At 64.8% G+C, this 24,845-nt stretch carries 25 protein-coding genes; 14 read left to right on the top strand and 11 right to left on the bottom strand.

All coding sequences use genetic code 11. From position 1 onward, the window contains the following. Positions 1-35: 35 nt before the first annotated feature. Genes pgmG through GGQ88_RS04990 form a run of 3 tightly spaced genes read right to left on the bottom strand, consistent with a single transcriptional unit; the run spans position 36 to position 2,570 of the window. On the bottom strand, positions 36-1,439 hold the full coding sequence (gene pgmG, locus GGQ88_RS05000) for a phosphoglucomutase/phosphomannomutase PgmG (RefSeq protein WP_183612041.1): 1,404 nt from the start codon (positions 1,437-1,439) through the stop codon (positions 36-38). A 25-nt stretch (positions 1,440-1,464) separates the two neighbouring features. Further along, positions 1,465-1,755 carry a J domain-containing protein gene (locus GGQ88_RS04995; RefSeq protein ID WP_183612040.1) on the bottom strand — a complete coding sequence of 97 codons (291 nt, stop codon included), beginning with the start codon at positions 1,753-1,755 and terminating at the stop codon, positions 1,465-1,467. Beyond that, a complete protein-coding gene (locus GGQ88_RS04990) occupies positions 1,755-2,570 on the bottom strand; it encodes a division plane positioning ATPase MipZ (protein ID WP_183612039.1) in 816 nt (271 codons plus the stop codon). Before GGQ88_RS04990 ends, GGQ88_RS04995 begins: the two co-directional genes overlap by 1 nt. A 98-nt stretch (positions 2,571-2,668) precedes the next feature. Between GGQ88_RS04990 and panC the strand changes: the two genes are divergently transcribed. After that, positions 2,669-3,520, top strand: coding sequence for a pantoate--beta-alanine ligase (panC, locus tag GGQ88_RS04985; RefSeq protein WP_183612038.1), 852 nt, complete (start codon positions 2,669-2,671; stop codon positions 3,518-3,520). 4 nt (positions 3,521-3,524) lie between these two features. Here panC and GGQ88_RS04980 read toward each other — a convergent pair whose 3' ends face one another. Genes GGQ88_RS04980 through GGQ88_RS04970 form a run of 3 tightly spaced genes read right to left on the bottom strand, consistent with a single transcriptional unit; the run spans position 3,525 to position 5,591 of the window. Next, positions 3,525-4,373, bottom strand: a complete 849-nt coding sequence (locus tag GGQ88_RS04980; protein WP_183612446.1) for a metallophosphoesterase family protein — start codon at positions 4,371-4,373, stop codon at positions 3,525-3,527. A 47-nt stretch (positions 4,374-4,420) separates the two neighbouring features. Further along, on the bottom strand, positions 4,421-5,272 hold the full coding sequence (locus GGQ88_RS04975; RefSeq protein WP_183612037.1) for a diacylglycerol kinase family protein: 852 nt from the start codon (positions 5,270-5,272) through the stop codon (positions 4,421-4,423). A gap of 52 nt (positions 5,273-5,324) precedes the next feature. Next, a complete protein-coding gene (locus GGQ88_RS04970; RefSeq protein ID WP_183612036.1) occupies positions 5,325-5,591 on the bottom strand; it encodes a hypothetical protein in 267 nt (88 codons plus the stop codon). Between the two features lie 269 nt (positions 5,592-5,860). Between GGQ88_RS04970 and GGQ88_RS04965 the strand changes: the two genes are divergently transcribed. Then, positions 5,861-6,157, top strand: a complete 297-nt coding sequence (locus GGQ88_RS04965; RefSeq protein WP_183612035.1) for a UrcA family protein — start codon at positions 5,861-5,863, stop codon at positions 6,155-6,157. A 177-nt stretch (positions 6,158-6,334) separates the two neighbouring features. Here GGQ88_RS04965 and GGQ88_RS04960 read toward each other — a convergent pair whose 3' ends face one another. Beyond that, positions 6,335-6,829 (bottom strand): winged helix-turn-helix transcriptional regulator, encoded by a 495-nt coding sequence (locus GGQ88_RS04960; RefSeq protein WP_183612034.1) that lies wholly within the window; start codon positions 6,827-6,829, stop codon positions 6,335-6,337. Positions 6,830-7,002: 173 nt separating this feature from the next. Between GGQ88_RS04960 and GGQ88_RS04955 the strand changes: the two genes are divergently transcribed. The 5 genes from GGQ88_RS04955 (at position 7,003) to GGQ88_RS04935 (ending at position 11,196) form a co-directional block, all read left to right on the top strand. Next, positions 7,003-7,356, top strand: a complete 354-nt coding sequence (locus GGQ88_RS04955) for a DUF8200 family protein (RefSeq protein ID WP_183612033.1) — start codon at positions 7,003-7,005, stop codon at positions 7,354-7,356. Positions 7,357-7,465: 109 nt separating this feature from the next. Then, entirely contained in the window at positions 7,466-8,152 is a 687-nt protein-coding gene (locus GGQ88_RS04950) for a hypothetical protein (protein ID WP_183612032.1), read from the top strand. Between the two features lie 45 nt (positions 8,153-8,197). After that, positions 8,198-8,599 carry a peptide-methionine (R)-S-oxide reductase MsrB gene (msrB, locus tag GGQ88_RS04945; RefSeq protein WP_183612031.1) on the top strand — a complete coding sequence of 134 codons (402 nt, stop codon included), beginning with the start codon at positions 8,198-8,200 and terminating at the stop codon, positions 8,597-8,599. A 134-nt stretch (positions 8,600-8,733) separates the two neighbouring features. Further along, positions 8,734-10,851, top strand: coding sequence for a transglycosylase domain-containing protein (locus tag GGQ88_RS04940; RefSeq protein ID WP_183612030.1), 2,118 nt, complete (start codon positions 8,734-8,736; stop codon positions 10,849-10,851). A gap of 102 nt (positions 10,852-10,953) precedes the next feature. Continuing rightward, the gene (locus GGQ88_RS04935) at positions 10,954-11,196 is read left to right on the top strand and encodes a hypothetical protein (RefSeq protein WP_183612029.1); all 243 of its coding nucleotides are present in this window, start codon (positions 10,954-10,956) and stop codon (positions 11,194-11,196) included. A 76-nt stretch (positions 11,197-11,272) separates the two neighbouring features. Here GGQ88_RS04935 and GGQ88_RS04930 read toward each other — a convergent pair whose 3' ends face one another. From GGQ88_RS04930 to hflK, 3 genes are all read right to left on the bottom strand, one after another. Further along, the gene (locus GGQ88_RS04930; protein WP_183612028.1) at positions 11,273-12,826 is read right to left on the bottom strand and encodes a Do family serine endopeptidase; all 1,554 of its coding nucleotides are present in this window, start codon (positions 12,824-12,826) and stop codon (positions 11,273-11,275) included. A 129-nt stretch (positions 12,827-12,955) separates the two neighbouring features. Beyond that, positions 12,956-13,807 carry a protease modulator HflC gene (gene hflC, locus GGQ88_RS04925; RefSeq protein WP_183612027.1) on the bottom strand — a complete coding sequence of 284 codons (852 nt, stop codon included), beginning with the start codon at positions 13,805-13,807 and terminating at the stop codon, positions 12,956-12,958. Position 13,808: 1 nt separating this feature from the next. Then, positions 13,809-14,900, bottom strand: a complete 1,092-nt coding sequence (gene hflK, locus GGQ88_RS04920) for an FtsH protease activity modulator HflK (protein ID WP_183612445.1) — start codon at positions 14,898-14,900, stop codon at positions 13,809-13,811. A gap of 348 nt (positions 14,901-15,248) precedes the next feature. Here hflK and GGQ88_RS04915 point away from each other — a divergent pair, with 348 nt between their 5' ends. From GGQ88_RS04915 to GGQ88_RS04885, 7 genes are all read left to right on the top strand, one after another. Continuing rightward, positions 15,249-16,016: an Mrp/NBP35 family ATP-binding protein gene (locus GGQ88_RS04915; RefSeq protein WP_246385593.1), complete on the top strand. Its 768-nt coding sequence runs from the start codon at positions 15,249-15,251 to the stop codon at positions 16,014-16,016. 5 nt (positions 16,017-16,021) lie between these two features. After that, entirely contained in the window at positions 16,022-18,331 is a 2,310-nt protein-coding gene (locus GGQ88_RS04910; protein WP_183612026.1) for a molybdopterin cofactor-binding domain-containing protein, read from the top strand. Beyond that, complete coding sequence (gene hemH, locus GGQ88_RS04905; protein ID WP_183612025.1) at positions 18,331-19,344, top strand: ferrochelatase; 1,014 nt, start codon at positions 18,331-18,333, stop codon at positions 19,342-19,344. Before GGQ88_RS04910 ends, hemH begins: the two co-directional genes overlap by 1 nt. Before the next feature lie 65 nt (positions 19,345-19,409). Next, positions 19,410-20,804, top strand: a complete 1,395-nt coding sequence (locus GGQ88_RS04900) for a cytochrome P450 (protein ID WP_183612024.1) — start codon at positions 19,410-19,412, stop codon at positions 20,802-20,804. Between the two features lie 114 nt (positions 20,805-20,918). Next, entirely contained in the window at positions 20,919-21,179 is a 261-nt protein-coding gene (gene rpsT, locus GGQ88_RS04895) for a 30S ribosomal protein S20 (RefSeq protein ID WP_183612023.1), read from the top strand. 598 nt (positions 21,180-21,777) lie between these two features. Continuing rightward, on the top strand, positions 21,778-23,172 hold the full coding sequence (gene dnaA / locus GGQ88_RS04890; protein ID WP_183612443.1) for a chromosomal replication initiator protein DnaA: 1,395 nt from the start codon (positions 21,778-21,780) through the stop codon (positions 23,170-23,172). Between the two features lie 199 nt (positions 23,173-23,371). Beyond that, positions 23,372-24,136 (top strand): HesA/MoeB/ThiF family protein, encoded by a 765-nt coding sequence (locus tag GGQ88_RS04885; RefSeq protein WP_183612022.1) that lies wholly within the window; start codon positions 23,372-23,374, stop codon positions 24,134-24,136. Here the strand turns inward: GGQ88_RS04885 and GGQ88_RS04880 are convergent. Next, positions 24,128-24,838, bottom strand: coding sequence for an NAD-dependent deacylase (locus GGQ88_RS04880; protein WP_183612442.1), 711 nt, complete (start codon positions 24,836-24,838; stop codon positions 24,128-24,130). The genes GGQ88_RS04885 and GGQ88_RS04880 overlap by 9 nt on opposite strands. Positions 24,839-24,845: the final 7 nt, after the last annotated feature.

Here is a 24,845-nt window from a genome sequence, read left to right as displayed (position 1 = left end):
GTTAAGCGGGGGGCGTCCGCCCGGATGCCCCCCGATCAATGGCCCAAGATGGACCCACGATTTATGCCAGACTCGGCAAGCTGTCCGTCAGCCTCGGACAGCAACCGCGCTAGACCTTCTGCTGTCCGGCTTTCCGCACGCAGCACCAGTACGTCCTGCGTGTTCGACGCCCGCAGCAACCACCATCCGTCTGGCGCATCTACGCGAACCCCGTCGATCTCGTTCATCTGCGCGCCCGCAGCGTGAAGTCGGTCGCGCACTTCATCGACTATTTCGAATTTGCGCGCGTCGTCGATTGCGAAGCGCAGTTCGGGGGTGTTGAACATCACCGGCATGGCCTCGCGCATCGCAGTTACGGATTTGCCGAGCCTCACGGTCGCCGCCATCAAACGGACCGCGGCGTAGAGCGCATCGTCGAAACCGTAGTATCTGTCGGCAAAGAACACGTGGCCGCTCATCTCGCCGCCCAGAACGGCACCAATTTCCTTCATTCTGGACTTGATCAGCGAGTGGCCGGTCTTCCACATCTGCGGCCGCCCGCCAAGTTCCGCGATCCGCTCGAACAGCGCCCCGCTGGCCTTCACATCCGCAATAATCGTCGCTTCTGGCGATGTCTTGAGCACGTCCTCCGCGAAGATCGCCAGCAGCTGGTCACCCCAGATCGTCCGGCCCACTCCGTCGATAGCTCCGATTCGGTCGCCATCGCCGTCGAAGGCAAGTCCGAAGTCGAGCCTTCCCCGCGCGACAGCAAGCCCGAGATCAGCGAGATTTGCTTCCACAGTCGGATCAGGATGATGGTTGGGAAAATGGCCGTCCACGCTCGTAAACAGAAGGACATGGCGCCCCGGAAGTCGGGCGGTCAACGCCTCGATAACGGGGCCGGCCGCGCCGTTGCCGGCGTCCCAGGCGATGCTCAGGCCCTCCAGCAGGGTCTGGTCGACGCCCTCCAGCCCCTCGATCAGCCGGTCGACGTAAGCGTCCATGATATCGATAGTCGTGGTCTGGCCGGTACCGGACAGCCAGTCGCCTTCATCGGCGATCCGCCCGAGATCGACTATGTCGGCCCCGTAGAAAGCAGCCCCTTCAAGTACCGCCTTGAAGCCGTTGTGATTGGCGGGATTGTGGCTGCCGGTTACCTGAATGCCGCCCTGAACATCTGGAATTGAAGCCGCCGCGTAATACAGCATCGGCGTCGCGCTCAGCCCGATGCGCACCACATCGATGCCGCTGGCGTTCAGTCCTTCGACCAGAGCATGCTCCAGCAGGGGGGAACTAAGCCGCCCGTCGTAGCCTACCACAACGCGCCTGCCGCCAGCCCGCGTCACCCGTGTCCCGAAGCTGCGCCCGATCGCGCGCGCGTCATCGGGTCCCAGCGTCTCGCCGAACACCCCGCGGATGTCGTATTCGCGCAGGATCGAGGGATGGAAGCTGTGGCGCATGTCCCGTCTCCCCTCTGTCCCCAGGTTACCGGTCGAGACGGCCGCCCAGCCGCGCGAGCAACAGGTCGCGCGCCGCGTTCGCCTCGTGCACCGCCTCGTTCGATCCACCCCGGTCGGGATGGACTTGCCCGATCAGTTTGCGATGCGCCTCGATCACCTCGTCATGGCCCGCCGAAACCGACACACCCAACAGGTTGCGCGCCTTCGTCTCGCTCGCCCGGCGCGGATCGGCCGCCAGCAATTCCCACGGCCAGCGACCCGCCAGCATCTTGCACGCGATGCTGACGAGGGCCACAAGCGCGAGGAGCTTGATCATCAGGCAGCGCTCTCGAGCGCTGCGGGCGCGGGCTTGGCCGGGACCGGCAGGTTCAGCCCCGACACCAGCGTGCGCAACTCCTGCCGCGCGACCAGATGGCTCGTGCCCAGTTCACCCAGTTGCCCTTTGTCGAGCAGCGTCAGCCCGCTCGGAAACAGTTCGCGATAGATCACACGCTCCGACAGCCCGCTGGCCACGCGGAAGCCGACGCGTTTGGACAGCTCGGTCAGGGCCTGGTCGATACGCTTCTGGTTGCGCGCCTCGGTATAGCCGGTGCGGTTGCGCACCACGACCCAGTCCATCTCGCGGCGCGCATCCTTGATCGTCGCCATCGCCCGCTTCTTGCGCGCTTCCCAGATCAGCTCGGCATAGAATGACAGGCGGCGCACCTTGAACGTCTCGGCGTCCACCTGACCGATCAGGTCGAAATCGACGAAGCTGTCGTTGAGCGGCGTCACCAGCGTATCGGCGCGCGTCGCGACATGCCGCGCAAGCGGATCGTCGCGCCCCGGCGTGTCGAACACCAGAAAATCATGCTCCTGTCCCAACTTCTCGGTCAGCGCGTCGAGCTCGCCCGCGTCATCGCCGCCAAACACCTCGAACGTCGCGGTCGGCAGCGCAATGCTGCGTCGCCGCATCGTTTCCGCGCGGTTTTCCAGATAGCGGTGCATCGTGCGCTGGCGGGAATCGAGGTCGATCGCGGCCACCCGCGCACCCTGATAGGCCAGTGCCACAGCGACGTGCACCGCTGTCGTCGACTTGCCGGTGCCGCCCTTTTCGTTGGCGAAGACGATGCGATGTGGGCCGTTCGACAAGGGCGATACTCTCTGCTGTGGCTGTCCGGTCGGGCTTGCGACAGGGCCTCGCGCCCCGTATCGCCGTTGCCTTCGGACTTAGTGGAGTGGCCGCCAACGTGCAAACCATCAATCGACTCGATGACCTGCGCAAAGCGGTCGATGCGCTTAAAATCGGGGGAAAAACAGTTGCCCTGGTGCCAACCATGGGCGCGCTCCACGAGGGCCACTTGGCGCTGGTCCGCGAGGCGCGCGCCCGCGCCGACCACGTCATCGCCTCGATTTTCGTCAACCCGCGCCAGTTCGGCCCCAACGAGGATCTCGACGCCTATCCCCGCCGCCTCGCCACCGATGCCGCGCTGCTCGAAGCCGAAGGCGTGGCCCTGCTCTGGGCGCCCACCGTCGATCAGATGTACCCGCAAGGCTACGCCACCAACATCTCGGTCAGCGGCGTCAGCGAGGTTGCCTGCGGTGCCGCTCGCCCCGGCCACTTCGACGGCGTTGCCACGGTCGTGTGCAAGCTGTTCAACCAGGTCCGCCCCGACATCGCGCTGTTCGGCGAGAAGGACTGGCAGCAGCTCGCGATCATCCGCCGCATGGCGCGCGACCTCGACCTCACCCAGCCTCACGCCAACGCGATCATCGGCATTCCCACCGTTCGCGAACCCAGCGGCCTCGCCATGAGCAGCCGCAACCAGTACCTGACCGATGCCGAACGCGACAGCGCGGCTGGCCTGTCCGCAGCCATGCTCCACGCCATCGCCGCGATCAACGCGGGCGCCGACATCGGCGACACGCTCGCGCGCCTCAACGCACAGATCCTCGCTGCAGGATTCGTGTCAGTCGATTACGCCGACGTGCGCGAAGCTGACACGCTCGAAACGATCACCACCTTCTCCGGCCAACCCGCACGCTTGCTCGTTGCCGCGCGCATCGGCAACGCGCGGCTGATAGACAACATGCCCGTCTGATAAATCAGTGCACCGGCGGGTCGATCGCCGGGACAGCCGCCACCGGTGCGACAGGCTCGCCCTCGGTGCGTGGGGGCAGCGCATTCTCGGGGACATCGTCGATCTGCATGTCGCGCGTCGACACGCTCTCCAGATTGCGCACGCGCACGTTGATCTCGCCATCGACCAGCGTCAGTTCGTTGAAGCTCGGCGGCGTCGAACGCACCCGCTGTGACAGCGTGCCAGCGCCGATCATCCGCACCGGACCGTTGGGCGTGGGATGGATGAGATCGAACGGGTCATGCACATGGCCAGAAAGGACCGCCTGCACGTTGCGCGCGGCAAGCTCGGCCAGCGCACGCTCACCGCCCCGGGTCAGCGCCTTGCCGCGCGTACCTGCCTCGACCAGCGGATGATGACAGGCAACCACCGCGCGAACGCCTGCGGGGAGTGCGTCGATCGCCGCCAGCGTCTGCCGCAGCGATACAGCCCCGACGACGCCCTTAGACCAGTTCATCCGCCATTGCGCACGCGCCGTGGTCTTGAGTGGGACGATCGCAATGCCGGGCAGGGTAAGTTCGCGTTCCAGCAGCTTCTCGATCGCGCGGAACCGGCGATAGGGATCGATGAAGCGCTCGATCAGGTTGAAGTACGGCAGGTCATGATTGCCCACCTCGACCGTCACCGGCACGTCCAGCGCCATGATCCACTGGCAGGCAGCGGTAAATTCGCGATGGCGCGCTCGCATCGTCAGGTCGCCGGTGATCGAAACCGCATCGGGTTTTTCGCGCGCGATGCATTGCGCCACCCAGTCGAGCGCGCGCCGATCCTCCAGTCCGAAGTGAATGTCGCTGATGTGGAACAGGCGGGTCATGGTGCGGTTCATCTGAGGGCTGTTGATCGCCGCTCGGGCGAGGGCGGTCAATCCCTGCCGGGCGCGGTCGCGATGAAGTCCACGGCAAATTCGTCGCAGACAAGCTGCTCGTCCTCGCCGCCTTCACGCCGCTCGCCATCGATCATCAACGCGATCGGACCGCTGCTGCTGACGGTAACTTTATCGAAATGGCCGAGTTCGTCATGCGGTCCCTGGCGGAAATCGCGTTTCACGAGAATGGCGAAGCCTTGCGCCGCCATGTCCGAAAAGTCTTCGGAATCGTAGCCGTCAGCTTCCATCCTGTCGCCATCGGGCGCCAGGCGGATCGCGCGATAGCCGTCGGGCTTGCCTGCAGCGGGATCGACCAGGCGCACGCCCGGCCCCTCACGCGTTTCGCGCAGGGCATTGCCAAATGTCTCGGCAATCGCGCCGATGTCGAAATCGCGCAGACCCTCACGAACGTCGGCCCACATCGCCCCGGGGCCTGCCAGCACTTCTATCAGCCCGGTGCCTTGCGACGTACGGACGGCATGCCGGCGGATGCGGCGGAAGCTCCCAGACGCCAGACTCCCCGTGATCGCTTCGGCAGGCACGTCACCATGCAGCGCCTTGGCAAGCAGGTTCTGCGTGCCCCCCGGCAGCACGAGGATTGCGCCACCCCAGCCTTCCAGCCGCGTCGCGGCGGCATTGATCGTGCCGTCACCGGTGAACACTGCCAGCGTCTTCACGCCCGCCGCGTCGAGCTCCGCCGGGCTAGGCAGATCCTCGTCGGGGAAACAGATGGTGCGGTCCGCGCCGCAACCGGCGGCACGCAGCGAAGCGGCAAGTTCGTCCACCGCGGCTTCGGTATTGCTACCGCTTGCCGTGTTGGTGACCAGCCAGAGAGGGGAAAGTTCCATTGTTCCGAGAAACCGGCAGACGTGCCAGTTGTTCCGGCCCGAAGACTGCCCTTCAGACCTTGTTGGTAAGGATCAGCCACGCCGAGAAGCTGTTGAGCACCGAGTAGATCACGTAAGCGATTGGCCCGCCGACATTGTTTTCTGCGGCAAACAGCAGCGCGGCCAGCAAAAGCAGGAACTCGATGCCCAACGTCAGGCGTCCGCCACGCGCATTGACGAACCACGGCATGCGGTCGAGCAGCGGGTGACCGCTTTCGCGGACAGCGCGGTGCAAGGTGAAATTGCCGACACCCAGCAGGAACGTGATCAGAATCGCCATCTCGCAACACGATATGGCTTCGCTGACGAATTGTCACACTTGCAGTTCGTAGACCTGCGAATGCGGTTCGTCGGCGACGCTTGGCGCTCGTCGGACGCTACGGAAAGCTGGTCGAGCCCCGCGCGCTTTAACCATCGGGCTACCCTAGGGAAAATGCATGCGGTGGCCAACCAGCCCACCAGACCCACCCCCGGCCCAGCGGCTCGAAGGTCACCGCAGTCAGCCCCCCGGCCGGATCGAATTCCGGCAATATTGCAAGGAATACGCTCATGATCCGCACTTCTGTCATCGCCGCCAGCCTCGTCGGCCTCGCTCTTTCGGCCAGCCAGCCTGCTTTCGCAGAGACCCGCAGCGTCGGCTACGCCGACCTCGACCTTTCGACTGCCAGCGGCAAGGCTCAACTCGATGCGCGGCTCAAGGGTGCTGCCAAGGACGTCTGCGGGATGACCCGTAAGGACGCGTCCTCGGCCGAATTGGAGCTGGCGCGCCAGTGCTTTGCCAAGTCCTATGCTGACGCCCGCCGCGCCAAGGCCGACATCCGCCCAACCGCGTTTGCCGCCAAGTAAGTCGCCTGCCACTTGCCTGACGGATGGAACCAGTCCCCCGTCCGGCCAACCTCGAGGGGTCGCCAGCGAAACCGGCGACCCCTTTTTTTGCGCCTGTTGCTGACGGGACCACATGGCCTGACGGCCTTGCACATCCCCTCCGCGCTCTCTGCTTACTCTGCGCGAAACGCCTTGCTTTTAGCGAACCTCGCGAAGTTTCCCGGCGTTCTCTTCAGCCTCAAGCTCCACACGCTCGCGCCAGATCAGCGCATCGGGCGCAAGATAGCGTCCGTCCTGGGCGCGGATGCCGATCGGCGCGATCGGAAGGCCATCGCGGGCATCGCACAGGATCGGATTCGATGGCACGCCCAGCTGCCATTTTTCGCCCCACTGGCGCAATGCCAGCATCGCGGGCAGCAGATCGAGTCCTTTGGGCGTGAGGCGGTATTCGATCCGGCGGCGGTCGTCTGCGCAATGCTCGCGCTTGAGAATGCCGACCTCGACCAGCCGCGACAGCCGGTTGGACAGGATGTTGCGCGCGATGCCGAGCGCTTCAAGGAAGTCTTCGAAATGGCGAACCCCGTTGAATGCCGCGCGCAGGATCATGAATGACCATCGCTCTCCCATTGCCTCGAGCGCGAGGGGCAGACCGCACAGGGCGATCTCGTTCAAGGGTTCGCAAAGTTTTGCCATGTTGGTGCTGTCATATCCCATCCGAGAAGCAAAATTAAGTTTCTAGTTGCAACCTGCAACCTAATACGATAGGTAGTGATTCGCAACGGAAATCGCATCCTCTCCAAACGCCCCGCAATTTCCGCTCGAACACGAAAACGCCCCGCAAAGGGGGTAACGTCAGGGGAATAATCATGATTGCTACCAACCGGTCCAGCGCCGCTCGCCAACTCTTTCCCGCCATCCTCGCTCTGGTTGGCACCGCCGCCACCTTTACGGCGACCGCGATGCCCGCGCGTGCCGCCAATGGCCCATTCTATTCCGCCACCCTGACCCGTCCCATGGATGGCTCGCAAAAGGTCATTCAAAAGGGTGTACTGTGGAAGTGCGAGGCCGCGCAGTGCAGCGCGCCGCGCGATACCTCGCGCCCTGTCATCGTCTGCGCTCGTCTCGTTCAGAAGGTCGGACCGGTTACGCGCTTTGCCACGCCTGCAGGCGATCTTGCCGAACAGGATCTCGCTCGCTGCAACGAAGCGGCTGCTGACTGAAAGTTCTCCAGCGCGTTTCGGGTCCCACCACCGGCCCCGAAGCGCCAACCTGAAGGGGCCGCGAACGCAGACGCTGTTCGCGGCCTTTTTTTGTCTCTATTGCAGGGCCATGCGCTTCCCCGTTTCGCTTCTCGTCCTGGCTCTGGCCACTCCAGCCGTTCACGCTGCCACGCCGCAGCCGCCCGCGGATCTGTCACGACTGACGGCCGCCGGGCGGGTCGACTTGCGCTGCGCCGCCGCTTTCGCGATTGTCGCGACGCAGCAGGCAGGCGGCGATGCTCTGGCCGGCTGGCCGCCACTCGCAGCGCGCGGCAAGCGCTTCTTTGCCGACACCGGCACCCGTGTGATGGCCGAAGCGGGTCTTGCCCGGCAAGACGTCCGCACCGCGCTCGCTGCCGAAGTTACCTCACTGCAATCTGCCAAGGATCCCGAGGCCGCATTGGCCTCGCTGGCGAAACCCTGTCTTGACCGTCTCGATGCGTCGGTCCCGCCCTTGACCGTGCCCGACCTCAACCAGTGCGCGGCGATCCTCACGCTTGCCGCCGACGAACTGCATGCGCGCGAAGGCATGACGCCCGCGGCGCAGGACGTGCGCACGCTGGCATCGGTCCTCACCGCACGCGAACGCGAAGCCCTGATCGCCAAGGGGAAGACCGGTGACGAGGCGGACCGGACCGTCATTCAGGCGCGCGACGCCATGGCTGCCGAAGCCGACGACGATAAGGGCGGCATCGACAAGTACGACGTCGCGCATTGCTACGACCTCGCCAAGCCCTCTGAGAAAACGCACTATTGAGCCTGTGAACCTGCGCCCCCATATAAGCGGGCAAAGGAGATCCCCATGTCCGACAAGCTCAACCTCAGCGATGCCGAATGGCGCGAGCGCCTCTCGCCCGAACAGTACCAGGTGCTGCGTCAGGGCGGGACCGAACGCGCGTTTACTGGCGCTTACGAGAAGAACAAGGCGGAAGGCGAATATCACTGCGCTGGTTGTGGCGCGCCGCTATTCACATCGGACACCAAATACGAAAGCGGTTCGGGCTGGCCGAGCTTTTACGCCCCGGTCGAAGGCGATGCGGTCGAGGAAGTGCGGGACGACACGCACGGTATGGTCCGCACCGAAGTCCGCTGCGCCCGCTGCGAAGGCCACTTGGGCCATGTCTTTCCCGATGGTCCCAACCCGACCGGGCTGCGCTACTGCATGAACAGCGCCTCGCTCGATTTCACCCCCAAGGAGGACTGACCGCTTGCTGTCCGTCGGCCTGTAAGCCGGTTACGACGATTAGCGGTTAACCCTGCGTTGCGATTGCCCTATGTAACGCGCCACCAGAGCGCTGAACCGGACTGCGCCAGACTTAGGGAAGCGTTACAAGACTGATGGCCAGACGGGACATACCCCGCCGCCCCGAGGGCGGCAGGTCTTCGCCGCAACCTCCCCGCCAATCGGCCTTCCGGCGCTGGACCGGGCGGGTCTTGATCTGGGGCGCAGGCTTCGCGCTGCTCGGCATGATCGCGTTGGGCGTGGCCGTGGCCGTGACCATGCGCTCGCTGCCCGGGTATCAGGAACTGAAGTCCAGCCAGACCGGCCAGATGATCGTCGTGCGCGCGTCCGATGGCTCGGAAATCGTGACGCTCGGCCCCAGCTACGGCAAGTGGATCCCCTACGAACGCATCCCGCAGCCGATGAAGGATGCGATGGTTTCGGTCGAGGATCGCCGCTTCCGCAGCCATTGGGGCGTCGATCCGATCGGCATCGTCCGCTCGGTCATGGTTCGTGTCGAAAGCGGCAGCTGGCGGCAGGGTGGCTCGACCATCACCCAGCAGCTTGCGCGCAACATCTTCCTCAACAACACCAAGACCTTCGGTCGCAAGGCACGCGAGTGGGTGCTCGCTCTGGCGCTCGAACAGAAGTTCTCGAAGGATCAGGTCCTCGAACTCTACCTCAACAAGGTCTACTTCGGCGGCGGCGCCTACGGAATCGATTCGGCCGCGCGCAAGTTCTTCGGCCATTCGGGCGAGGATATAAACCTGCCCGAAGCCGCGATCATTGCAGGCCTCGTCAAGGCCCCATCGCGCTATTCGCCCACCGCCGATGCCGATGCGGCGGTTGGTCGCGCAGGCGTGGTGCTGACCACCATGCAGGAGAACGGCTACCTGACGGCGGATGAGGCTGCGGCGGTCGATCTCAAGAAGGTCAAGATGGTCGAGGACCGCGCCAGCCAGAACTCTGCGCGCTACTTCACCGATTGGGCGCTGCCCCAGCTCGACCTGTTCCTGCCCGAGAACGACCAGCCGATCGAGGTCTGGACCACGCTCGACCCGGTCATGCAGCGCGCCGCCACCAGCGCAATCGCAGGCTTTGCCCCCAAGGGCGCACAAGGCGCGATGGTGTCGTTGGATCGCGACGGTGCGGTCCTCGCGATGGTCGGCGGCACCGACTACGTCACCTCGAACTACAACCGCGCGGTCAACGCGGTGCGCCAGCCCGGCTCGGCGTGGAAGCTGTTCGTTTATCTTTCCGCGCTCGAAGGCGGATACACCCCCGACGACCGCGTGGTCGATGAACCCGTCACCATCGATGGCTGGACCCCGCGCAACGACGGCGCGCGCTACGCCGGCGAGATCGACCTGCGCACCGCCTTTGCCTATTCCAAGAACACGGTCGCCGCCCAGCTCGGCAATGAAGTCGGCTTTGGCACCGTCGCCAACATGGCCCGCCGTTTCGGCATTACCACGCCGATCAACACGCTCCCCTCGATGGTCCTCGGCTCGTCCGACGTCCGCGTGATCGACATGGTCCGGGCCTTTGCCGCCGTCCAGGCCAAGGGCATGTCCGTCACGCCCTACGGCATCCGCAAGGTCACCACGACCGACGGCGAAGTGCTCTACCGCTATCGCGGCGAGGCGCAGCAGCAGCTCGTGCCGCCCTATGTCGCCGCCGCGATGACCGACCTGATGCAGACCGCAGTCAACATCGGCACAGGTCGCGCCGCGCAGATCGGCCGACCCGTCGCGGGCAAGACTGGCACTACTTCGTCGAACAAGGACGGTTGGTTCCTCGGCTTCTCCAGCGGGATCACGACCGGCGTGTGGATGGGCCGCGACGATGCCAAGGCGGTCCCGGGCCTTCAGGGCGGCACCGCGCCGGCCCGCGCCTTTGCCGCTTACATGAAGGTCGCCACCGCCAAGCGCCCTGTCGAAAAGTTCGACACCGAACTCAAGCTCCCGCAGTGGCAGCTCGAACCCGACAACGAAGCGATGCTCGGCAGCCCCGACGATTACTTCTACGTCGATGAGCAGGGCAACCTCGTCGATCCCTCGCGGCGCACACGTCCGGCTGAAAATCCCGAAGTGTTCGATCCGGACGCACCGCCGCAGGGCGTGCCGCCCGAAGTGCAGCAGGCTGCGCCTGACGACTTCCTCAACCGTGCCACCGGTCGCCCCGCGCCGAAGCCGACTGCGCCCCCCGTGCGCATCCCCGCGCCAACGCCCTGATCGCACGCCCGGGCGCAGCTGTGCTTCGGCCCTGAACCTTTTGCGGTTTCGACCGTTGCCTGTCCGATGGGAGGCTTTTGCCTCTCCCGCAGGAGACACGCTATGGGCTTGCTGAAATGGGCCGCTGTAGGCGCGGCCGGTTACGCCATTTACCGATCGGTGCAGAATCAGAACGCTGAACAATCCCCCGCCGCATTCGCAAACGGTGAAGGATCGGGTGAAAACTTCGCCAAGGTCCGCTCGGCCGGGTCCGAGGGAATGCGCTCCGACCCCAAGGGCTGGGACAACGTCGATCAGGCCTCGGACGAAAGCTTCCCGGCCAGCGATCCGCCTTCGACCTACTGAACCCGATTTTAGGGTCGCAAAGAAAAGGGCCGCTCCTTCCGGGGCGGCCCTTTTTCATTGTGAATGGCGCCTACGGTTAGCGGAGGCGAATTGGCGTGTAGATCGCCGGTTGGCCACGACGCTGGATGCGCAGCAGCACCGCCTCGCGCTTCTCCGCCTTCGCGGTTCGCACGATGCGCTCGAGATCGGCAATCGTCGTAATGCTGACGTAGTTCGCCGACAACACGATGTCGCCACGCTGCAACCCCTTGGCCGCGGCGTCGGACGATCCGTCAACCGCAGTGATCACCACGCCCTTGGCATCCTCACCCGCACCCAGCTGGCGCGCGATCTGCGGCGTCAGCGGGATGGTCGCAAGGCCGAGCGAGCTTTGCAGAACGCTCGGTCCCGCCGGCTGCTGCTGCGTGCCATTGCCCGCAAAGCTGTCGTCGTCCTGCTGCGCGTCGGGGTCGAAGCTCTGGTTGGCCAGTTCTTCCTCGCTCGGACGCTTGCCCACCACGGCTGTCACCGTCAGGCGCTTGCCATTGCGGATCAGCTCAACCGGGATGCTCTTGCCCGGTGTGGTGTTGGCCACGATGAACGATAGCGTCTGGTCGGGGCTGACGTCCTTGCCATCGACCTTGACGACGACGTCACCGCCCTGGATGCCCGCCTTGGCCGCAGCCTGTCCTGGCTCAACCGCCTGGATGAACTCACCCCGGTTCTTGGGCAGGCCCAACGATGCGGCAAGATCTTCCGACAGCGTCTGGATGCGAACGCCCAGATAGCCGCGATCGATCGCCTGTCCGGCGCGGAGCTTGTCCACGATCGGCGCGGCGATTTCTGCAGGGATTGCAAAGCCGATGCCTACCGACCCGCCGGTGGGCGAGAAGATCGCGTTGTTGATGCCGATCACGTTGCCGGCCATGTCGAACATCGGACCACCCGAATTGCCCCGGTTGATCGAAGCATCGGTTTGAAGATACCGGTCATAGGCCGAACCCGAACCGGTGTTGCGATAGACCGCCGAGACAATCCCCTGCGTCACCGTGCCGCCAAGTCCGAACGGGTTGCCGATGGCGATCACCCAGTCACCGACCCGCGCCTTGCGCGAATCGCCGAACTTCACGAACGGAAAGGCCTTCGGCGCGCTGATCTTGAGCACGGCCAGATCCGAAGCGGCGTCCTTGCCGACCAGCTTGGCCGGATATTCTGTGCCATCGGGCGTGGTCACGGTGATCGATTCGACCTGGCCCTGACCGTCGGCGGTGATCACGTGGTTGTTGGTCACTACATAGCCATCGGCCGAGATGATGAAGCCCGAACCAAGCGACTGCGCCTCGCGCGTCTGGCCTCCGCCGCCTGGCGCTCCACCCTGTCCGCCGCCGAACAGGTCGCCAAACGGCGTTCCGGCGAAGGGGTTGGTGTTCTGCACCTTCACGCGCTGGCGGGTGGAGATATTGACCACCGCTGGCTGCAACTGCTGGGTCAGGTCGGCAAAGCTCGAAGGCGCTCCGGCACGCGGAACGACGGTCCGCATCTCCGACTGGTCGTTCTGAGCGACTTGTGCACCCGCCGGAAAGCCTGTCAGCAAGGTCAAGGCGCTGCCAGCCAGCAGCAGCGCGGAAGTCACACCGTAAGCATATCGCACGTGGCCTGGTCCTCTTTGTCTGTTCGAAGCGCCATGACGCTTCTCAAATCTCACCGCCGATTCACGCCGATCTGCCTGAACGGATTTTGAACGACGGCACGTTTCGTGGTGCTGCAACGCTTGGGGGACTTATTTGCCCCGGAATTGCTTGAGATACTCGTTCTCGGGCGAGAGCACGATCGATGTGGTCGAGCCCTTCTGCGAGAATGTCGCGTCGTAGCTCTGCATTGCGCGGTAGAAGTCGTAGAACGCCGGGTCCTTGTTGAACGCATCGGCATACGTCTTCGCCGCCGTCGCTTCGGCGGTCGCGCGAATGATTGCCGCGGTCTTCTGGCCCTGTGCGCGGATCGTGGCGGCTTCCTGCTGGCGTGCGGTCGCCATGCGGGTGAATGCCGATTCGAGCGGGGTGCCTTCGGGCAGGTCGGCGCGCTTGATCCGCACATCGATGATCTGGGCGCCATATTCACGCGCTTCACGGTCGAGCCCGGCGCGGATCTGCTCCATCGCGCGGCCACGGTCGGCGGTCAGCAAGGCCGTGAACGTGCGCTTGCCCAGTTCCTGCCGAAGTGCCGAATTGAGAATCGGCTGTAGCTGCTCGGTCACGCGCTCGGTCGTCCCGGCGGTCTGCACCAGACGCACCGGATCGATGATCCGGAACCGCGCGAAGGCATCGACTTCGAGACGACGCTGGTCGGCGGAGAGTACCTGCTGGCGCTCCATGTCGAGATCGAGGATGCGTCTGTCGACTTCGACGATCTGCTCCATGAACGGAATGCGCAGCACGATGCCCGCGCCGGTCTGGCCGAAGTCGGCATTCGGCTTGAACTTGTTGACCACGCGATTGGGCTCGCCGAGCCGGATGATCACGGCCTGGGTCTTTTCATCGACCACGGTGAAGCAGCTCGCCAGCGCCAGCAGCGCGACGAATGCGGCGATGATCGCGATCTTGTGGTCCTGCCACACGGTTTGCACGGCGTTCATCTCAGTTACCCCCCTCGGCAGGCTTGGTCTGCGTGCGCTTCATTTCGGGAAGCGGCAGATAGGACTGCACATTGGGTGATTCGAGGATGACCTTGTCGGTCTGGCTCAGCACGCGCTCCATCGTCTCGTAATACATGCGGCGGCGCGTCACTTCGGGTGCGAGCCGGTACTGCTCGTAAACCTTGTCGAACGCGGTTGCCTCGCCGCCCGCGCGCGCGGTCAACTGCTGCGCCCATGCCTGCGCCCGGTTGATCTCGCTCTGCGCGTCCTGTTGCGAGGCAAGCACTTCCTTGAACGCGTCCACCACCTTGGTCGGCGGATCGGTTTTCTTGATATCGACGCCCTGGATCGACACGCCCGAGCGATAGGCGTCGAGCACCTTCTGCATGCGGTCGCGCACATTCTGTTCGATCTGCTGGCGGCCCGAACCCATCGCGTCGTTCAGGTTCACCTCGGCGATCGACTGGCGCATCGCCGCCTCGGCCACCTCGCGCACGGTCTGGTCGGGGTCGGCCAGCTGGAACGTGTATTGCTTCAGATCCTTGATGTTCCAGCGCACCAGATAGGTCAGGTCGACCAGGTTCTGATCAGCGGTCAGCATCAGCTTCTCGCCATCGCCTTCGGGGATCGATTCGCGGCGGATCGAGGTCACGTCCTGGACGTTCACCGACTGGATCGGCCACGGCAGCGTCACGGTCATGCCGGAATCGAGCGTCCTGGAATAGGATCCGAACGTGGTGACCACTGCCTTTTCTTGCGGGGCGATGCGGTGGACCATCGACGTGCCGAGCCATATTGCGATCACCAGACCAATGCCGATCGGTGCCCATGACTTTCCATCGGGCCGTTGCGGCAGGCGCGGCATGGTCGGTCCATTGCCTCCCCCACCACCGCCGCCACCCTTGCGGGCACGAAAGATGTCTTCGATGTTCGGTCCACGGCGCGGCGGCTCGCCCGACTGCGGGGGCAGCCATGGATTGCGCGGTCCATCTGCTGGAGGCGTGGGCGATCCTGAGGGCGGGCTGTCACCCTTGTCACCCGAAGTCGGCGGCTCGTCGCCGCCCGAACCCCACGGGCTCTTCTTGCCTGCCATGAAAAAGCCGCGCTCCCGGCCAATACGCGCGATCCAACCGCCCAGTTCTGTCATGCGTGTTGTTATAGGAACAGATCGCGCGAAAAACAGTGTCCATTCCCCAAAATTCATCTGCTAGGAGGCGGGCACGTCATCAGCGGGGAACCGGGCTTGAGTATCGAAGAACAAACCTTGCGCGAAGCGGTTATGGGCGCGGCGGGCGATCGTCTGCAATCGTTGAAGCTTGCTGACGGCATTGCCACGATCATGCTGGAAGTCGGTGGGCTCGAACGGTTGGACCGCGACAAGCTCGAAATGGCGGTACGCGATGCCGCGCGCAAGGCTGGCGCTGCCGAAGTGCGCCTCGGCATGACCGCCGAACGCAAGGCACGCCAGATCATTGCAGTCGGTTCGGGCAAGGGCGGCGTCGGCAAGTCGACGCTTTCAGCCAACCTCGCGGTGGCCATGGCCCGCCTCGGGCGCAAGGTCGGGCTGGTCGATGCCGATATCTACGGCCCGTCGCAGCCGCGTCTGCTGTCCACCGAGGGTCGCCGTCCCGAGGCTGAGGGCAACAAGATGATCCCGGTGCCCAGTCCCTACGGCGTGCCGATGCTGTCGATGGGGCACCTCGTCGAACCCGGCCAGGCCATCGCGTGGCGCGGGCCGATGGCGGGCAAGGCGCTCGAACAGTTGATCGATGCGCACTGGGGCGAGACCGAGATCATCGTCGTCGACCTCCCGCCGGGCACGGGCGACGTCCAGCTATCCATGCTCGCTAAGCACAAGCCCGCTGGCGCGGTGATCGTCTCGACCCCTCAGGACCTCGCGCTGATGGACGCCACCCGCGCGATTGGACTGTTCGAGCAGGCCAAGGTCCCGCTCGTCGGCATGGTCGAGAACATGGCGGGCTACATCTGCCCTCACTGTGGCGAGGAAAGCGACCCGTTCGGCAATGGCGGTGCGGAAGCTGCCGCCCGCACGATGGGCCTGCCGTTCCTCGGGCGCATCCCGCTCGATCTGTCGATCCGGCAGGACAGCGATGCAGGCAATCCTCCCGCAGCCGGTGACGGTCCGCAAGCCGAAGCCTTCGCCTCGATTGCGCGCGGCGTGCTCGCCTGGCTCGACGGGCAACGCTGAGCGCGATGCGCCTGACGCGGCGAGGGCTGCTGGTCGGAGCAGGGGTCGGCGGGGCGCTGCTGATCGCCTTCCCGCTGATCCCGCGCCGCCACGCTGTGCCGCTCGTCGCGGGCAAGGGTGAACACGTTGTCGATGCCTTCCTCAAGCTGGGCAAGGTGAGGGGACCGGGCGGCAAGTCCGACTGCATCCTGACCGTCGCGGTGCCGTTCTGCGAAATGGGGCAGGGCATCACCACGCTTGTTGCGCAGATCGTCGCGCAGGAAGCAGGTGCAGACTGGCGCAAGGTCGCGGTCGAAGCCGCACCGATCAGCCCCGCTTACGCCGACCCCGTGCTCTCGGCGAAATGGGCACCCTTATGGATGCCCGCATTCGCCTCGCTGGGTGATGACCCCGCCGGTATCTTGCCGCGCCTCCATGCCGAGCGCGGGCCGATGATGATTACCGCCGATGGCACGGCGCTCGCCGCTTTCGAGACGCCTTTGCGTGAGGCCGGCGCTGCTCTGCGCGCGTTGATGGCGCAGGCTGCGGCCGACAAATGGGGCGTCGGCTGGGAGGAATGCGAGACGCGAAACAGCGTCGTTATCCACGGCAACAAGCGGCTGTCCTTTGCCGAACTGCTCGATAGCGCGGTGGCCTACGATCCGCCCGATCCGCCAGTGCTGCGTGCCGAACCTCCGCGCCAGCGTCCCGGGCAGTTCCCCGAGGGTTTCCCTGCGTCCCATCCCCGGCTTGACCTGCCTGCCAAGGTCGATGGAAGCTTCAATTTCGCCGGTGACATACGCCTGCCCGGCATGGTCTTCGCCGCCATCGCACACGGCCCGCAAGGGTCGAGCCTGCTGTCGAGCTACGACAAGCAGGCCGCCGCCACGGTACGCGGTCTGGTTGGAGTCGTTCGCGCCAAACGCTGGCTCGCGGCTGCCGCGACAAACTGGTTTGCGGCTGACAAAGCCGTTCGCGCGATGGAGCCGCGCTTCAAGGCCGATGGTCCGATTGCCGACAGCGAAAAGGTTCTGCTCGCGCTCGACAAGGCCCTGACCAGAGGCGAGGCCACGCGCATCTCCGCCGAGGGCGATCCCGATGCGCTGCTGCAAAAGCCCGCTCTTTCGGCGCGCTACGATGTCGAGCCTGCGTTCCATGCGCCCCTCGAAACCGCCAGCGCCACCGCACGGATGCGGCAGGGCAAGCTCGAATTGTGGATCGCCACCCAGGCCCCCGAACGGGCAAGGCGTGCCGCCGCAAGGGCTGCAAATCTGCCGCGGCACGACGTCATCGTTTATCCCCTCCACGCTGGCGGCAGCTTTGACGCGCGGCTCGACGTGCGCATCGCTGCCGAGGTCGCCGCGATCGCTACGACGCTCGGCAAGCCGGTGCAACTGACCTGTTCGCGCTGGCAGGAATCGCTCGCGGGAATTCCCCGCACCCCGCTCTCGGCACAGCTCGATGGGGCCTTGAGCCCCGACAAGTCGCGCGTCCTCGGCTGGCGCGCCAAGCTCGCAGTACCCGCCACGGTGCGCGAATCCGGTGCACGCCTGCTCGACGGGTGGGGCGTAGGGAATGCGCTCGACCTGCAGGACCGCGCCGATCCGATGGCCTGCGAAGGTGCGATGCCGCGCTATCGCATTCCGGAAAAGGCGGTCGATCACGTCCCGCTCGCGCTTGGCCTGCCGACCGCCCGGTTCCGCGGACAGGCGCACGGCTACACCGCATTCTTCACCGAAAGCTTCGTCGATGAAATGGCGCATCTCGCGGGTAGGGAGCCGCTTTCGTTCCGCGTCGGCATGCTCGACGGCGAGCCGCGCCTCGTCGCTTGCCTGACCGGCGTCGCCCGATTGGCGCAATGGGGCGGCGGGATCGAGGCGTCGGGGCAGGGCATCGCCTGTCACCGCATGGACCTTGCCACCGCCGATGACACGGTGCGCTCGGGCCACATCGCTGTCGTCGCCACAGCGCGTCAGGAAGCAGGCGTGGTGCGGGTCGAACGGCTCAGCGCTTTCGTCGACATCGGGCGGATCGTGAACATGGACATAGCGCGCCAGCAGATCGAGGGCGGCTTGATGTTCGGCCTCGCCCACGCGGTCGGCGGTTCGAGCGGCTATGCCAAGGGGCGCCCGCTTGCAGGTCGCCTGTCGCAACTCGGGCTGCCCTTGCTGGCCGATTGCCCGAAGGTCGATATTGCCTTTGCCGACAGCAACGAACAGCCGTTCGATCCCGGCGAACTGGGAATGGTCGCGGTCGCCCCTGCCGTTGCCAACGCGCTTTTTTCAGCCACGGGTGCGCGCTTCCGCCGCCTGCCGCTGATTTCCGAAGGACTTTGATGGACCGCCCCGCAGACCACCCGACGATCCTCACCGGCAAGGTCGGCGTGCTTCTCGTCAACCTCGGCACGCCCGACGCGCCCGATGCCAAGTCGGTCAAGCGCTACCTCAAGCAGTTCCTTTCGGACAAGCGCGTGGTCGAGATTCCGGCAATCGCCTGGCAGCCAATCCTGCGCGGGATCATCCTCAATACCCGACCGAAAAAGTCTGCCCACGCCTACGCGCAAGTCTGGACCGACGAGGGCTCGCCGCTCGCCGCGATCACCGCCGGACAGGCGCGTGCGCTGCAGAGCCGGTTGGGCGATGCGGCGATCGTGCGCCACGCGATGCGCTACCAGTCGCCCGCGATGGACAAGGAACTCGATGCCTTGCTGGCGATGGGCTGCGAACGCATCCTCGTCGCCCCGCTCTATCCACACTATTCGGGCGCGACGACCGCCTCGGCGCTCGATGCGCTGGCCGATTGGATCAAGGCGCGTCGCCGCTTGCCCGCGCTGCGCACGCTGCCCCCCTATCACGACGATCCGGCCTATATCGCGGCGCTCCACGCAGATCTGTCGCGCCAGATCGAAGCCCTCGATTTCGTGCCCGAACTGCTGCTGCTGTCTTACCACGGGATGCCCGAACGCACGCTGCATCTGGGCGATCCCTACCACTGCCACTGCCGCAAGACCTCGCGCCTGGTTGGTGAAAGGTTCGCGCAGAGCCATCCCGACTTGCGCATCGAAACCACCTTTCAGTCGCGCTTCGGCCGCGCCAAGTGGCTTGAACCGGCGACGGACACGGTGCTGATCGCCGAGGGGCGCAAGGGCACGAAGCGCATCGCTATTGCCGCGCCCGGCTTTTCCGCCGATTGTCTCGAAACGCTCGAGGAGCTGGCCATTCGCGGGCGCGATGATTTCGTCGCGGCAGGGGGCACGCATTTCGCCTCGCTCGCCTGTCTCAATACCGGCGATGACGGCATGGCAATGCTCGAAGCCCTGACCCGGCGTGAACTGGCCGGATGGATCTGACCACCCCGGTTTGACTCTGCTGACAGCCGTGTTAATTGTCCGATTAACACCTTGGCGGAGAGACCATGGCCACGCTTGCGCCCGATCTGCAGACCGACCGTCACACTGAACGCGCCAACCCGCACTGGGTACGGCTGGGTGGGGAGCACAAGCTCGATCACATCCCTGGTGAAGACGGCTGGCCGGTACTGGGCACCACGATCATGCAACTGTCCGATCCGCTCGGTTTCCAGCGGCGGATGACCGAGACTTACGGGCCGGTCTATCGTGCGCGCAGCTTCGGGCGGCGCGGCGTCAACCTGATGGGCGCAGACGCCAACGAATTGGTGCTGTTCGATCGCGACAAGCTGTTCTCGAACGAGCAGGGCTGGGGTCCGATGCTCAACCTGCTGTTTCCGCGCGGGCTGATGCTGTTGGATTTCGAGGCGCACCGCGTCGACCGCCGCGCGCTGTCGATCGCATTCAAGCCCGAACCGATGCGCGCCTATTGCAGCGTGCTCAACGCCGGTATCGCAAGTGCGGTCGAGCAATGGGGCGGCGCGACCAGGCTCTACGATGCGATCAAGGCGCTGACGCTGGACACAGCCGCCGCCAGCTTCCTCGGCCTTCCGCTGGGGCCGCAAGCCGATGCGCTGAACAAGGCTTTCGTCGATATGGTCCAGGCCTCGGTCGGCGTCGTGCGCCGCCCCCTGCCATTCACCAAAATGGGCCGGGGCGTAGCCGGGCGTCGGCTCATGACCGACTATTTCGGCAAGCTGGTGCGCGAACGGCGTAGCAATCCGGGGCAGGATATGTTCAGCCAGTTCGCGCTGGCCACGCGCGAAGATGGCTCGCTCCTTCCCGAAGACGTGGTGGTCGATCACATGATCTTCCTGATGATGGCCGCGCATGACACAATCACCAGTTCGGCCACGGTGCTGTTCTGGCAACTCGCGAAGAATCCCGACTGGCAGGATCGCCTGCGCGCCGAAGCGCGTGCAGTCACCGGGGGCGATGGCCTGCCCTTGGCTTATGACGACCTGGGCCGGATGGAACTGACCGAACTGGCGTTCAAGGAGGCACTGCGCTTTATGCCGCCGGTCCCGAACATGCCGCGCCGGGCCTTGCGGGATTTCACGTTCGGCGGCTTTGCCATCCCGGCCGGAACGCCGGTCGGGATCAGTCCAGCCGCTGTGCACATGGACCCGCTGCACTGGCCCCGCCCGGAAATATTCGATCCGTTGCGCTTTACGCCTGAAAATTCGGCCGGGCGCCACAAATACGCCTGGGTGCCATTCGGTGGTGGCGCGCACATGTGTCTCGGGCTGCACTTTGCCTATATGCAGGTGAAGCTGCTGGTCAGCCACATTCTCACCCGCTATGAGGTAACCCTCCCGGCAGGCCATGAACCATCGTGGCAGGCTTGGCCGATCCCCAAGCCGCGCAATGGCCTGCAAGTCGAGCTTCGTCGAATCTGTTGACGATTCGGAGCCTGCCCGCTAAGGGCCGCGCTTTCCGGCGGTAGCTTATCGCCAAACCCATGAGATTTCAGCGGCCCGCCGTGCGGCCCGCCAGAGGACGAGAAACACAGAAACATGGCCAACTCGCCGCAAGCCCGCAAGCGCATCCGCCGCAACGACCGTCGCGCCGAAATCAACGGCAACCGTCTCTCGCGCATCCGTACCTTCGTCAAGAAGGTCGAATCCGCGCTCGAGGGTGGTGACAAGACGGCTGCGGCTGAAGCGCTGAAGGAAGCACAGCCTGAACTGGCGCGCGGTATCGCTCGCGGCGTGATCCACAAGAACACCGTCGCTCGCAAGATGTCGCGTCTGACCAAGCGGGTCGCTGCACTCTGATTCGCTGATCGGCGAATCGGCCTTCCAGTCGCAGAGGCGATCGGACTGCCCGCTTACCGTGCACAAAGGCAGAACATGGCCGGCGCTTCGTGCGCTGGCCATTTTCGTTTGTTCGGACGCCGCGTAGGTATTCGCCGTAATGTTACAGTGTGCAGTCGCAACAAGTCACGGAAACTACGCGATTCGGCGAGCCAATAGTTAAAAACAGTTACTTATCAATGGCTTGATGCAGTTCTGCGGGCCTTGGCGAGTCAAGGGCATTTATTTCAGTTTTTTTGCGACTGGCCGGTTGCGCGATAGGCCCATGCGCCAATAGACAGGTCGGACCGGGGGGCGGGGAATCACTCTCATCCGGCGCGTCATTTTAGATCGCACAGTATACGGCCTGTTGCACATCCTGTGCGACGGGTGGGGTAGGTCATGTCTGTCTGAACCGTAGGTTCATACAGGCTTCGGTAGTCGGGACAGCGAACGCGTGAAGATGGACGAATTCGCAATGGTAACCGCCAACCAGCAGGCACTAGCTGCCAACGCCGCAGCGCTGAATCTCGCGCGTGGCGAACGCAATCAGGCCAACAAAAAAGGGCGGGACAACGTGATGATCGAAGACCAGGAAGCGCTGGATCTGGCAGCGGACTGGGCCGACATCAGCCAGGGTCTGAAGAAGGACTTGGGGCCGCAACTCCATGCGCAGTGGATCAAGCCGATCCAGCTCGGTTCGTTCTGCAAGGAGACCGGAACGCTCGACTTGTTCCTGCCCACCGAGTTCTCGGCGAACTGGGTCGCGGATCGCTTTGCCGATCGCCTGAGCCTGGCATGGAAGATCGCCCGTTCCGAAGTGCGCCAGGTGCGCGTCACGGTGCATCCGCGCCGACGCTCGCTGCCTGAGCTGCGCATCGGTGCCGAGGCCGCCATTCAGCCGCGCATCGCAGCGCATCAGGCAATGTCGCCGGTCATGGCCGACGGCGCGCTCTCGGGCCTCGATCCATCGCTGACTTTTGCCGAATTCGTCCCCGGCACGGCCAACGTGCTCGCGGTCAACGCGGCGCAGCGCATGGCGGCGATCGAAACTCCGCAGTTCTCGCCGCTCTATCTCAAGGGCTCGACCGGACAGGGCAAAACGCACCTGCTCCACGCAATCGGTCACGCCTTTGCCGCCAACAAGCCGGGCGCGCGCATCTTCTACTGTTCGGCCGAACGCTTCATGATCGAATTCGTCCAGGCGATGCGCTCGAACGAGATGATCGAGTTCAAGTCGCGGCTGCGTGGTTTCGACATGCTGCTGGTTGACGATATCCAGTTCATCATCGGCAAGTCCTCGACGCAGGAGGAATTCCTCCACACGATCGACGCGCTGATGAGCGCGGGAAAGCGTCTCGTGGTTGCTGCCGACCGCGCGCCGCAGGCCCTGGACGGTGTCGAACAGCGCCTGCTCTCACGCCTGTCGATGGGTCTGGTCGCCGATATACAGCCGGCCGACATCGAACTGCGCCGCAAGATCCTCGAGCATCGTCTTGCCCGGTTTGGCAACACGCAAGTGCCGTCGGATGTGGTCGAGTTCCTTGGCCGGACGATCAACCGCAACGTGCGCGAGCTCGTCGGCGGCCTCAACAAGCTGATCGCCTATGCCCAGCTGACCGGCCAGCCGGTTTCGCTGCAACTGGCCGAAGAACAGCTGACCGATATTCTCTCGGCCAACCGCCGCCGGATCACGATCGACGAGATCCAGCGCACGGTCTGCCAGTTCTACCGCGTCGACCGCACTGAAATGGCGTCCAAGCGCCGCGCCCGCGCGGTCGTGCGCCCGCGTCAGGTGGCGATGTACCTCGCCAAGGTGCTGACGCCGCGCTCGTACCCGGAGATCGGTCGCAAGTTCGGCGGTCGCGATCACTCGACCGTAATCCACGCCGTCCGCCTGATCGAGGACCTGCGCACGCGCGACGCCGACATGGACGGCGACGTGCGGAGCCTGCTGCGCCAGCTGGAAGACTGAAGGGTTTAAGGCGTTTCGCGCAGAGGAAGCAGAGAACGCTGAGAAAGTGAGGAGAGCCAGCGGCGCAGCCACCGAAAATGGCTCGATCATGCGAAGCGATTGGGTGGCGACAGCAAGCGACATCTCAGCACCCTCCTTCTCCTCAGCGTCTCTGCGCGAACCCCTTTCTCTTTTCCGCATCACCCCCTAACCCCACCGCATGACCCCGGACCGCCTAGACCGCTTCGCCCGCCATATCGTCCTTCCTGAAGTCGGGGCGATGGGGCAGTCCCGGCTTGCTTCAAGCCACGTCGTGTTGGTCGGCATGGGCGGCATCGGCAGTCCGGTGCTGCAGTACCTTGCGGGCGCGGGTATCGGCCGGCTGACGCTGATCGACGACGATCTGGTCGAAGCCTCGAACCTCCAGCGCCAGACGATCTTCACGGAGGTCGACATTGGTCAGCCCAAGGCGGCGGCAGCAGCACGCTGGGTCGCCCGCTTCGATCCCGCGCTGAACGTCATCGCGCATCAGACCCGCATCACCCGCGACAATGCCGCCAGTCTGATCGCAGGGGCCGATGTGGTGCTCGACGGTTGCGACAACTTCGCCACCCGGCTGGCCGTTTCCGACGCCTGCGTTGCGGCAGGCATCCCGCTGACCTCCGCTGCACTCGGCCGCTTCCAGGGACAGGTCGCCAACTTCGCCGGGCATCGCGAAGGTCATTCCTGCTACCGCTGCTTCGTTGGCGATGCGTTCGATGCCGAGGATTGCGATTCGTGCGCCGATCAGGGCGTGCTGGGCGCCATGGTTGGCATGGTCGGCGCATTCGGCGCGATGGCGGCAATGCGCGTGCTTTTGGAGGGTGTCTCGACGCTGGGCGACCCGCAGTGGGGCCAGTTGCATGTGCTCGACGGCCTCAAGCCCGGCTTGCGCACGATGCGTATCGCCAAGGATCCGGAGTGCCGGGGCTGCAACTCAGCCTAGCAGTTCGTCCACCCATGCCGGCACGATCTCGCTGGCCGGCCCCAACCGCGTCTCGTCGAACCATGCCGACCCTTGGCTGCGCTCCAGATTGAGCTCCAGCGTCTGCAGCCCCAGTTCGCGCGCGGTCCGCACCAGACCCGCCGCCGGATAGACCGCGCCCGATGTGCCTATCGACACGAACAGATCGGCGGCGGCCACTGCTTCGTAGATCTCATCCATGCGATACGGGACTTCGCCGAACCATACGATATCGGGACGCAGCGCTGGCTCGGAGCATACAGGGCAGGGTGGTCGGTCGATTAACGTCCCGGTCCAGCGGGGGCGGGAGTCACAGGCCAAGCACCACGCGTTGAGGTGCTCGCCATGCATGTGGAGAACGTTCAGCGCGCCGCCGCGCTCGTGCAGATCATCGACGTTCTGCGTCACGATCAGCACCTGGCCGCCGTCGCGCTTCGGCCATTCCCGGTCGAGCCGCGCCAGCGCCAGATGCGCGGGGTTCGGTTCCTTGGTCTGGATCGCCTCGCGCCGCATGTCGTAGAAACGCAGGACGAGGTCGGGGTCGCGCGCGAAGGCCTCGGGCGTTGCGACATCTTCGACGCGGTGCTGTTCCCACAGACCCCCAGCGCTGCGGAAGGTATCGATACCCGATTCCGCCGAAATTCCGGCCCCGGTGAGAATGACGATATTGCGCGAGCGTTTCATCGCGACC

This window comes from Novosphingobium hassiacum (assembly GCF_014196055.1).
In the GTDB taxonomy this organism is placed as follows: Bacteria; Pseudomonadota; Alphaproteobacteria; order Sphingomonadales; family Sphingomonadaceae; genus Novosphingobium; species Novosphingobium hassiacum.
Note: the sequence above shows the minus strand (reverse complement) of the source record. Positions and strands in the feature narration are given on the sequence as shown.

Coding starts and splice junctions, on each gene's coding strand:
- GGQ88_RS04910 (WP_183612026.1), top strand. CDS start 16,022: ATGCGCCTGACGCGGCGAGGGCTGCTGGTCGGAGCAGGGGTCGGCGGG.
- GGQ88_RS04915 (WP_246385593.1), top strand. CDS start 15,249: ATGACCGCCGAACGCAAGGCACGCCAGATCATTGCAGTCGGTTCGGGC.
- rpsT (WP_183612023.1), top strand. CDS start 20,919: ATGGCCAACTCGCCGCAAGCCCGCAAGCGCATCCGCCGCAACGACCGT.
- GGQ88_RS04980 (WP_183612446.1), bottom strand. CDS start 4,373: ATGACCCGCCTGTTCCACATCAGCGACATTCACTTCGGACTGGAGGAT.
- hemH (WP_183612025.1), top strand. CDS start 18,331: ATGGACCGCCCCGCAGACCACCCGACGATCCTCACCGGCAAGGTCGGC.
- hflK (WP_183612445.1), bottom strand. CDS start 14,900: ATGGCAGGCAAGAAGAGCCCGTGGGGTTCGGGCGGCGACGAGCCGCCG.
- GGQ88_RS04880 (WP_183612442.1), bottom strand. CDS start 24,838: ATGAAACGCTCGCGCAATATCGTCATTCTCACCGGGGCCGGAATTTCG.
- pgmG (WP_183612041.1), bottom strand. CDS start 1,439: ATGCGCCACAGCTTCCATCCCTCGATCCTGCGCGAATACGACATCCGC.
- GGQ88_RS04955 (WP_183612033.1), top strand. CDS start 7,003: ATGATTGCTACCAACCGGTCCAGCGCCGCTCGCCAACTCTTTCCCGCC.
- GGQ88_RS04995 (WP_183612040.1), bottom strand. CDS start 1,755: ATGATCAAGCTCCTCGCGCTTGTGGCCCTCGTCAGCATCGCGTGCAAG.
- GGQ88_RS04940 (WP_183612030.1), top strand. CDS start 8,734: ATGGCCAGACGGGACATACCCCGCCGCCCCGAGGGCGGCAGGTCTTCG.
- GGQ88_RS04960 (WP_183612034.1), bottom strand. CDS start 6,829: ATGGCAAAACTTTGCGAACCCTTGAACGAGATCGCCCTGTGCGGTCTG.
- dnaA (WP_183612443.1), top strand. CDS start 21,778: ATGATCGAAGACCAGGAAGCGCTGGATCTGGCAGCGGACTGGGCCGAC.
- GGQ88_RS04950 (WP_183612032.1), top strand. CDS start 7,466: ATGCGCTTCCCCGTTTCGCTTCTCGTCCTGGCTCTGGCCACTCCAGCC.
- GGQ88_RS04975 (WP_183612037.1), bottom strand. CDS start 5,272: ATGGAACTTTCCCCTCTCTGGCTGGTCACCAACACGGCAAGCGGTAGC.
- hflC (WP_183612027.1), bottom strand. CDS start 13,807: ATGAACGCCGTGCAAACCGTGTGGCAGGACCACAAGATCGCGATCATC.
- msrB (WP_183612031.1), top strand. CDS start 8,198: ATGTCCGACAAGCTCAACCTCAGCGATGCCGAATGGCGCGAGCGCCTC.
- GGQ88_RS04900 (WP_183612024.1), top strand. CDS start 19,410: ATGGCCACGCTTGCGCCCGATCTGCAGACCGACCGTCACACTGAACGC.
- GGQ88_RS04965 (WP_183612035.1), top strand. CDS start 5,861: ATGATCCGCACTTCTGTCATCGCCGCCAGCCTCGTCGGCCTCGCTCTT.
- GGQ88_RS04970 (WP_183612036.1), bottom strand. CDS start 5,591: ATGGCGATTCTGATCACGTTCCTGCTGGGTGTCGGCAATTTCACCTTG.
- GGQ88_RS04885 (WP_183612022.1), top strand. CDS start 23,372: ATGACCCCGGACCGCCTAGACCGCTTCGCCCGCCATATCGTCCTTCCT.
- GGQ88_RS04935 (WP_183612029.1), top strand. CDS start 10,954: ATGGGCTTGCTGAAATGGGCCGCTGTAGGCGCGGCCGGTTACGCCATT.